Source organism: Piscinibacter sp. (assembly GCF_050175855.1).
In the GTDB taxonomy this organism is placed as follows: Bacteria; Pseudomonadota; Gammaproteobacteria; order Burkholderiales; family Burkholderiaceae_C; genus Piscinibacter.
The window spans coordinates 1-8,110 of record NZ_JBFXIO010000240.1; the positions used below are offsets into that span (position 1 = coordinate 1).

The window sequence follows — 8,110 nt, forward strand, 5'->3', positions numbered from 1 at the left end:
CGGCTCGGCCACGAACGACTCGATCGCCGCCAGCATGGCCGCGCGCGCCGCGGACGGGTCGGCGCCCGGCGGCAACTGTGCGCCGAGCAGCAGCAGGGAAGGCTCGGCCAGCCCGAAGGACTCGCCGAAGGTGGCCGCGGCGAGCTGCTTCTCGGTCAGGCGCTTGTGCAGGCGGCCCGAGGGCGAGTCACCGAGGATCAGCGCCAGCAGGTCGGCCGCAGCGGAGTCCGGGTGAGCCGCAGCCGGCACGTGGTAGCCGGCGAAGACGAGAGGCGCACCGCCGACGCGTCGCAGCGTGACGCTGCGTTCGCCGTCCTGCGCCGGATCGAGCGTGTAGTCTGGCGCGAGCGTGCGCTTCGGGCGCGGCACCGCGCCGAAGGTGGCTGCCACGCGGCGCAGCACGCGCTGGGTGTCGAAGCTGCCGGAGACGATCAGCGTGGCGTTGTCGGGCTGATAGTAGCGGCGGTAGAAGGCCTGCAGACGGGCGATGTCGACGTTCTCCACGTCGCTGCGCGCACCGATCACGTCCTTGCCGTAGTTGTGCCAGTCGTACATCAGCGCCAGGGTGCGCTGGTAGAGCATGCGCTGCGGGCTGTTCTCGCCCATCTCCATCTCGTTGCGCACCACCGTCATCTCGGTGTCGAGGTCGCGCCGCGCGATGAAGCTGTTGACCATCGAGTCGGCCAGCCAGCCGACGTACCAGTCGAGGTTGTCGGCGTCGGCCGAGAAGCTCGCGGTGTAGTTGGTGCGGTCGAAGCTGGTGGTGCCGTTGGCACTCAGCCCGCGCTTCTCGAACTCGGCCCAGACGTTGCGGTGCTTCGGCGTGCCCTTGAAGATCAGGTGCTCGAGCAGGTGCGCCATGCCCGTCTCGCCGTAGTTCTCGTGGCGCGAGCCGACGCGGTAGGTCAGGTTGACGGTGGCGGTGGGCTTGGAGTCGTCGGGCACCAGCAGCAGCTGCAGGCCGTTGCCCAGCCGGTACTCCTCGATGCCCTCGACCGAGGTGACGGCGCGCACGCCGCCGGGCAGGCGTTGCGCCTGCGCGAGGCCCAGTTGCAGGCCCAGGAAGAGGAGGACGAAACCGCGGAGGAATCGGAGCATGGTCGGCACGGGGGCTTCGGGAGACGGCAGTGTAGGAGCACGCCGTCGCCGGAAAGATCCCCTGGTCGCGCCGACCAGGCTCGGCGGCCGATCAGGCGGCCTGCTTGGCCTTCGCGTAGGCGGCCACGCCGCCGGCCACCTCGGCCTTGGCGGCCTCGGGGCCCTCCCAGCCCTTGACCTTCACCCACTTGCCGGCCTCGAGGTCCTTGTAGTGCTCGAAGAAGTGCTGGATCGCCTTCAGACGCATCTGGTTGATGTCTTCCGGGTTGTGCCAGTGACTGTAGATCGGGCAGACCTTGGTGATCGGCACCGCCAGCAGCTTGGCGTCGCCGCCGGCCTCGTCATCCATCTTCAGCACGCCCAGCGGACGGCAGGTGACGACCACGCCGGGCGTCAGCGCATACGGGGTGATCACCAGCACGTCGACCGGGTCGCCGTCGTCGGCAAGCGTCATCGGGATGTAGCCGTAGTTGCACGGATAGTGCATCGCCGTCGTCATGAAGCGGTCGACGAACATGGCGCCCGTTTCCTTGTCGACCTCGTACTTGATCGGGTCGGCGTTCATCGGGATCTCGATGATCACGTTGAACTCGTCAGGGGCCTTCGGACCGGGGGTGACGTTGTGCAGGCTCATGGACTTCTCGGTGGCATACGGAAAAACCCGGATTCTACGCAGAGCACTGTCGGCGACCTGACACATTGATCCCGGGCACGGAACGGTGGAAAACACCGGGCAGGCCACGTTGCCTGCCCTGCGCGCATCCCGTAGCATCCCGCGGGCTCGGGGGCGGGGCGCGGTGGGCTCGTGCGCGCATCAGCCCGGCTGAAGTCGAACCAATCCAACGAAGAGCCAACAACGAGGAAGGAGATTCCCTGATGTCCACCACCGTGGCGATCTACGTCGCGCTGGCCTGTGGTCTGGCCGCCGTCGTCTACGGCTTCGTACAACGAAGCTGGATCCTCGGCCAGAGCGCCGGAAACGCCCGAATGCAGGAGATCGCCGCGGCGATCCAGCAAGGGGCCGCAGCCTACCTCGCACGCCAGTACAAGACCATCGCGATCGTCGGCGTGCTGCTGGCCATCCTGATCGGCGTCTTCCTCGACGGCACCACCGCCGTGGGCTTCGTCATCGGCGCGGTGCTCTCTGGCGCCTGCGGCTTCATCGGCATGAACGTCTCGGTGCGCGCCAACGTGCGCACCGCGCAGGCCGCGACGCAAGGCATCGGCCCCGCGCTCGACGTCGCGTTCAAGGGCGGCGCGATCACCGGCATGCTGGTGGTCGGCCTCGGCCTGCTGGGCGTGGGCATCTTCTTCCTGTTCCTCACCGGCAACGGCAACCTCACGCCCGACAAGAGCCTGTCGTCGGTGCTCAAGCCGCTGCTGGGCCTGGCCTTCGGCTCCTCGCTGATCTCGATCTTCGCGCGGCTGGGCGGCGGCATCTTCACCAAGGGCGCCGACGTCGGCGCCGACCTGGTCGGCAAGGTCGAAGCCGGCATCCCGGAAGACGACCCGCGCAACCCGGCGGTGATCGCCGACAACGTGGGTGACAACGTCGGCGACTGCGCCGGCATGGCGGCCGACCTGTTCGAGACCTACGCGGTGACGCTGATCGCCACGATGGCGCTGGGCGCGCTGATGGTTGCTGCGGCGCCGATGGCCGCCGTGGTCTATCCGCTGCTGCTCGGCGGCGTGTCGATCATCGCCTCGATCATCGGCTGCAGCTTCGTCAAGGCCTCGCCGGGCATGAAGAACGTGATGCCCGCGCTGTACAAGGGCCTGATCGTCGCCGGCGTGCTGTCGTTCATCGCCTTTGCCGGCGTGACGATGCTGGTGATGCCCGACACCGCCCTCGGTGCCGGCACCCAGATGCGCATGATCGGCGCCTGCGCCGTCGGCCTGCTGCTGACCGCCGGCCTGGTGTGGATCACCGAGTACTACACCGGCACGCAGTTCAAGCCGGTGCAGCACGTGGCACAGGCCTCCACCACCGGCCACGGCACCAACATCATTGCCGGCCTGGGCGTGAGCATGAAGTCGACCGCGTGGCCTGTCATCATGGTGTGCATCGCCATCGTCGCCGCCTACTGGCTCGGTGGCCTGTACGGCATCGCCATCGCCGCCACCTCGATGCTGAGCATGGCCGGCATCGTCGTCGCGCTCGACGCCTACGGCCCGATCACCGACAACGCCGGCGGCATCGCCGAGATGTCGGAACTGCCGCCCTCGGTGCGCGACATCACCGACCCTCTGGATGCCGTGGGCAACACCACCAAGGCGGTGACCAAGGGCTACGCGATCGGCTCGGCCGGCCTGGCCGCGCTCGTGTTGTTCGCCGACTACACCCATGCGCTGGAAGCGCGTGGCATGCACATCAGCTTCGACCTGTCGGACCACATGGTGATCGTCGGCCTGTTCATCGGCGGCCTGATCCCCTACCTGTTCGGCGCGATGGCGATGGAAGCCGTCGGCCGCGCCGCCGGCTCGGTGGTGGTCGAGGTGCGCCGCCAGTTCCGCGACATCAAGGGCATCATGGAAGGCACGGCCAAGCCGGAGTACGGCAAGGCGGTCGACATGCTGACCACCGCGGCGATCAAGGAGATGATCATCCCGTCGCTGCTCCCGGTGGTCGTGCCGGTGCTCGTCGGCCTGTTCCTCGGCCCGGCCGCGCTCGGCGGCCTGCTGATGGGCACCATCATCACCGGCCTGTTCGTCGCCATCTCGATGTGCACTGGCGGCGGAGCCTGGGACAACGCCAAGAAGCTCATCGAAGAGGGCTTCAAGGACGACGCCGGCGTCACCCACAAGAAGGGCGGCGAGGCGCACAAGGCCGCGGTGACCGGCGACACGGTGGGCGATCCCTACAAGGACACCGCCGGCCCGGCCGTCAACCCGCTGATCAAGATCATCAACATCGTCGCACTGCTGATCGTGCCGCTGCTGCCGATGAGCGGCGCCGTGAGCAAGTCGGCCAGCCACGCCGCAGCACCGGCCGCGGTGTCGGCGCCGGCAGCACCGGCGGCGAGCAAGTAGCGCCGGCAGTTCGATGCGTCCACGGGCCGGCACTTGCCGGCCCGTCTTCTTTCCGGCGCGCTCAGCGCGACAGCCAGTGCTCGGTGAAGGCCGGCAAGTCCTGGTGCGTGCTGCTGGCCAGTTCCATCTCGGGCCCGGTGTTCGGGCTGCCGTTGGGCGCGCGCAGGATCAGCGCGGTGTGAATGTGCGACGCCACGCCGCGGAAGTACGGCAGGAAATCGTCGACGAAGACCTCGGCGCCGATCGCTTCCACCGCGTCCGCCTTCGGACTGCGGGCGGCCTCGTGGTGCCCGGTGGCGATCACGCGCTCGATGGGGAACTCCAGCGCGCGCAGGTTGTGCAGCCGGGCTCCCTCGAACCGCTTCTCCAGCGCCGAGACGCACACCAGGTGGTAGCCGGCTTCGCGCAGCCGGTGACAGGCCTGCAAGGCACCGGGCAGTGCCGGTACCGTGGACCAGAAGTGCTCGCCGAACTCCCGGCGGAAGCGCGAGCGGCGCCACAGCCTGAGCTTGGGCACCTTCCAGCGGTCCATCGGCCAGTAGGCCTGGGGGTCGCGCTCCTCGGGGTGAGCGCCGAACGCGCGCTGCCACGCCGCCGCATAGGCGCGGTGGTAGTCGAGCAGCACGCCGTCGGCGTCAAGGGCGATCACGGGTCTGGACATGCGCCGACTCTAGCGGCGCCCGGTCGCCCTTCGTTGAGCACGGGCACTGGCTTGTGCAACCGTTTACGAGGGTGTTGCGGAAAGCTGGGACAATAGCGGATTGATCGGGCCGCAGAGCCCTCTCCTCTCAGCCTTTCGTTCCTCGGACTGACTGCGCCATGACCACACGCCGCTCCTCGCCCTCCACGCCGCCCGAGACGCCCGCCATGAAGCTGCGCCAGACCCAGGCGGAGTACACCGCGGCGCGCCCGAGCGCCGAGCCGGGCATCCGTCCGCTGATGTCGAGCTCGAAGATGTACGTCTGCCGCCGTTGCCAGGCCAATTTCAAGACCGGCGACGGCAAGCCCGATCCGCGCCTGCCCGGGCTGGGCAAGTGCAACGCCTGCCTGTCGGCCGCGGCGCCCACCGCGGCCTGAGGGCTGCGCGCTAGAGGTCGAGCACCAGCAAGGGCGACTTCGACCTCGAACAGCACGGCAGGAACTGGTCTCCCGCCGCCTGCTCTTCCGGCGTGAGGTACATGTCGCGGTGGTCGGGCACGCCCTCGATCACCCGTGTCAGGCAGGTACCGCACACGCCTTGCTCGCACGACGTGGCCACGCTGACGCCGGCTTCCGCCAGCGCCTGCACCACGGTGCGATCCGCGGCGACCGGAATCACGCGCCCGGAACTGGCGAGCTTCACCTCGAAACGGCCGTCGTCGGCACGGGACGCAACCTCGGCGCCGAAAAACTCGTGGTGGACCTGCGCATCGGGCCAGCCGCTCGCCAGAGCGGCGCCCAGCACCGCGTCCATGAAGCCCTTCGGCCCGCACACGTACAGGTGACGCCCCGGCTCGGGACGCGCCAGCAGCGCCGCCAGATCGAGCCGCTGTGCGGCCGGGCCATCGTCGAAGTGGAAGGCCACGCGTGGCGCGAACCCCGAGGCCTCGATGCGCGGCATGAATGCCGTGCGCGCCCGGGAGCGCGTGCAGTAGTGCATCTCGAACTCGGCGCCGACATGCGCCAGGCGCTCGGCCATGCACAGCAGCGGCGTGACGCCGATGCCGCCGGCCAGCAGCAGGTGGCTGCGGGCATCGTGGGCGAGCGCGAAGTGGTTCTTCGGTGCGCTGATGGTCAGCACGTCGCCTTCCTTGACGCGATTGTGCATCGCCACCGAGCCGCCTCGCGAGCCGGCGTCGCGCAGCACGGCGATCAGGTAGCGGTGTGTCTCCGCCGGATCATTGCACAGGGAGTACTGGCGCGTGAAGCCGCCGGGAACCTCCACGTCCACGTGCGAGCCAGCCGCGAACGCGGGCAGCGGCTGCCCGTCGATACGCACCAGTTCGAAGCTGCAGATGCCTTCGGCCTCGGCCGTCTTGCGTGCCACCCGCACGCGGAAGCCGGCGGCGCTCATGCGGCCGGCGCCGCGGCGGCGCGCTCCTGCTCGACCAGTCGCTCGACGATGCGCCGCGCCTGCACGCCGCCCAGGTCGGTGTTCAGCGACAGCAGCTTGCGCTCGGGCCGGGCCAGCAGGTTGCGTTGCTGCGATTCGAGCATCTCGAGATCTTCCATGAACACCTTGCCTTGCGCCTCGCGGATCGAGGCGGTCAACGCCTTGTCCTCGGGGCGGAAGTTGCGCGCCAGGCCCCAGAAGTACCAGATCGAGGTTTCGGTCTCCGGGGTGATCAGGTCGACGACGATGCCCGAGGTCTTCACTTCGGCCGGCGCGTCGAAACCGCCCTGCCCGGCCAGCGCCACGCCGACGTCGATGAACACACTCGAAGGCGGCACGAAGCGGCAGCGCTGCCAGCGGTCGACGGTGGCGTCGGCGTCGAGGCCGTTGCCGCGCATCGCCGCCTGCCAGAACGGCGGAGCCTTCACGCTGGTCATCTCGCGGCGGGTGACGACGCTGTCGCCTTCGGCCGTGGTGTGCGCCGGCACCTCGTCGAGTTCCTGCTGGCCGATGCTGGTGGCATGGACGTACTTCTCGTGCGTCAGGTCCATCAGGTTGTCGATCATCAGCCGGTAGTCGCACTTCACATGGAACATGCCGCCGCCGAAGGCCCAGGCCGGATCCTCGGCCCAGGCGAGGTCGGGCAGCAACTCCGGATCGGCCTTCGCCGCATCGCCGGGCCACACCCAGACGAAGCCGAAGCGCTCGACCACCGGGTAGGTGGCCACCGGCGGGAAGCCACGCACGCGCTGACCAGGCATGGCGATGGTCTTGCCTTCGCAGCCCATCTCCAGGCCGTGGTAGCCGCACACCAGCTTGCCCTCGACCACACGGCCCAGCGACAGCGGCGCGCCGCGGTGCGGGCACCAGTCATCCAGGCCCACCGCCTGGCCCTCCGGGCCACGGAAGAAGACGATGCGCTCGCCACAGATGGTGCGGCCCAGCGGTTTCTCGTCGATCTCGGCCGGCGTACAGGCCACGTACCATGCATTCTTCGGGAACATCGGGTCTCCTGGATCCAGTCAGCTGTTAGTATTGGATCCAATTTTGCGCCATATCTGGCGTTCATCGCAAGAAACTCCTTATAATGGATCCAATAGGCGACTTCAAGCTGGACTCCATCAGCGTGATCTCCACGCTGCGCCAGCTCATCGTCAGCGGTCGGCTCCCGGCCGGCGAGCGCCTGGCCGAGATCCCGGTGGCGGCGTCGCTAGGGGTCTCGCGAACGCCTGTGCGGCTGGCCTTTCGCGCACTCGAGCAGGAAGGTCTGCTGGCCAGGGCCGGCAAGCGCGGCTACGAGGTGCGCAGCTTCTCCGAGGCCGACGTGCGCTCGGCCATCGAAGTACGAGGCACGCTCGAGGGCCTGGCCGTGCGCCATCTGGCCGAGCGAGGCCTGCCGGCGGCGATTCGCGCCGCGCTGGCGGAGTGCATTGCCGAAGGGGCAGCCATCCTGGCCAAGGGCCACCTGGTCGAGGACGACGTGAGCCGCTGGAGCCGACTCAACAAACGCTTCCACGAAACACTCGTTCGCTCGCACGAAAGTCGGGTGATCGCCGATGCGATCGCGCGCAACGATCATCTGCCCTTCGCCTCGGCCGACTCGATCGCGCTGGACCTCACCGCCCTGCCGGCGGAGTTCGAGAAGCTGCGCATCGCGCAGCTGCAGCACCAGCTGGTGCTCGATGCACTCGATCGCCGCGAGTCGGCCCGCGCTGAAATGCTGATGCGGGAGCACGCCTGGGTTGGCTTCCGCTACGGCCAGCTGTTCGGCCTGGCGCCGGGGCCGCTGGCGGGAACGCCGGGATGAAAAGCAAGAGGCCCGGTGTCTCGTGGACACCGGGCCTCGGCTGATCAATGGTCGGGGTGGCGGGATTCGAACTCGCGACCCCT

8 protein-coding genes are annotated in these 8,110 nt (G+C 68.7%); 3 read left to right on the top strand and 5 right to left on the bottom strand.

What is annotated here, in order from left to right; all coding sequences use genetic code 11:
• A partial coding sequence (locus tag AB7U92_RS17135; protein ID WP_428579506.1) for a M16 family metallopeptidase occupies nt 1–1,098 on the bottom strand: 1,098 nt, incomplete at its 3' end.
• A 91-nt stretch (nt 1,099–1,189) separates the two neighbouring features.
• Nucleotides 1,190–1,732, bottom strand: coding sequence for an inorganic diphosphatase (gene ppa / locus AB7U92_RS17140; protein ID WP_428579509.1), 543 nt, complete (start codon nt 1,730–1,732; stop codon nt 1,190–1,192).
• A 242-nt stretch (nt 1,733–1,974) separates the two neighbouring features.
• Between ppa and AB7U92_RS17145 the strand changes: the two genes are divergently transcribed.
• Nucleotides 1,975–4,128 carry a sodium-translocating pyrophosphatase gene (locus AB7U92_RS17145; RefSeq protein WP_428579512.1) on the top strand — a complete coding sequence of 718 codons (2,154 nt, stop codon included), beginning with the start codon at nt 1,975–1,977 and terminating at the stop codon, nt 4,126–4,128.
• A 61-nt stretch (nt 4,129–4,189) separates the two neighbouring features.
• Here the strand turns inward: AB7U92_RS17145 and AB7U92_RS17150 are convergent, their stop codons facing one another.
• Complete coding sequence (locus AB7U92_RS17150; RefSeq protein WP_428579515.1) at nt 4,190–4,789, bottom strand: HAD family hydrolase; 600 nt, start codon at nt 4,787–4,789, stop codon at nt 4,190–4,192.
• A 158-nt stretch (nt 4,790–4,947) separates the two neighbouring features.
• Between AB7U92_RS17150 and AB7U92_RS17155 the strand changes: the two genes are divergently transcribed.
• Nucleotides 4,948–5,205, top strand: a complete 258-nt coding sequence (locus AB7U92_RS17155) for a hypothetical protein (protein ID WP_428579518.1) — start codon at nt 4,948–4,950, stop codon at nt 5,203–5,205.
• Between the two features lie 10 nt (nt 5,206–5,215).
• On the opposite strand, the gene AB7U92_RS17160 is transcribed toward AB7U92_RS17155, so the two are convergent.
• Both AB7U92_RS17160 and AB7U92_RS17165 read right to left on the bottom strand, forming a co-directional pair.
• A complete protein-coding gene (locus AB7U92_RS17160; RefSeq protein WP_428579521.1) occupies nt 5,216–6,181 on the bottom strand; it encodes a PDR/VanB family oxidoreductase in 966 nt (321 codons plus the stop codon).
• On the bottom strand, nt 6,178–7,224 hold the full coding sequence (locus AB7U92_RS17165) for a Rieske 2Fe-2S domain-containing protein (RefSeq protein ID WP_428579524.1): 1,047 nt from the start codon (nt 7,222–7,224) through the stop codon (nt 6,178–6,180). The genes AB7U92_RS17160 and AB7U92_RS17165 overlap by 4 nt, the downstream gene beginning before the upstream one ends.
• An 83-nt stretch (nt 7,225–7,307) precedes the next feature.
• Here AB7U92_RS17165 and AB7U92_RS17170 point away from each other — a divergent pair, with 83 nt between their 5' ends.
• Nucleotides 7,308–8,027 (top strand): GntR family transcriptional regulator, encoded by a 720-nt coding sequence (locus AB7U92_RS17170; protein WP_428579527.1) that lies wholly within the window; start codon nt 7,308–7,310, stop codon nt 8,025–8,027.
• The last annotated feature ends 83 nt before the right edge of the window (nt 8,028–8,110 follow it).

Excerpts from the sequence above, each read along its gene's own strand:
- AB7U92_RS17150 (WP_428579515.1), bottom strand. The coding sequence starts at position 4,789 with ATGTCCAGACCCGTGATCGCCCTTGACGCCGACGGCGTGCTGCTCGAC.
- ppa (WP_428579509.1), bottom strand. The coding sequence starts at position 1,732 with ATGAGCCTGCACAACGTCACCCCCGGTCCGAAGGCCCCTGACGAGTTC.
- AB7U92_RS17165 (WP_428579524.1), bottom strand. The coding sequence starts at position 7,224 with ATGTTCCCGAAGAATGCATGGTACGTGGCCTGTACGCCGGCCGAGATC.
- AB7U92_RS17160 (WP_428579521.1), bottom strand. The coding sequence starts at position 6,181 with ATGAGCGCCGCCGGCTTCCGCGTGCGGGTGGCACGCAAGACGGCCGAG.
- AB7U92_RS17170 (WP_428579527.1), top strand. The coding sequence starts at position 7,308 with ATGGATCCAATAGGCGACTTCAAGCTGGACTCCATCAGCGTGATCTCC.
- AB7U92_RS17155 (WP_428579518.1), top strand. The coding sequence starts at position 4,948 with ATGACCACACGCCGCTCCTCGCCCTCCACGCCGCCCGAGACGCCCGCC.
- AB7U92_RS17145 (WP_428579512.1), top strand. The coding sequence starts at position 1,975 with ATGTCCACCACCGTGGCGATCTACGTCGCGCTGGCCTGTGGTCTGGCC.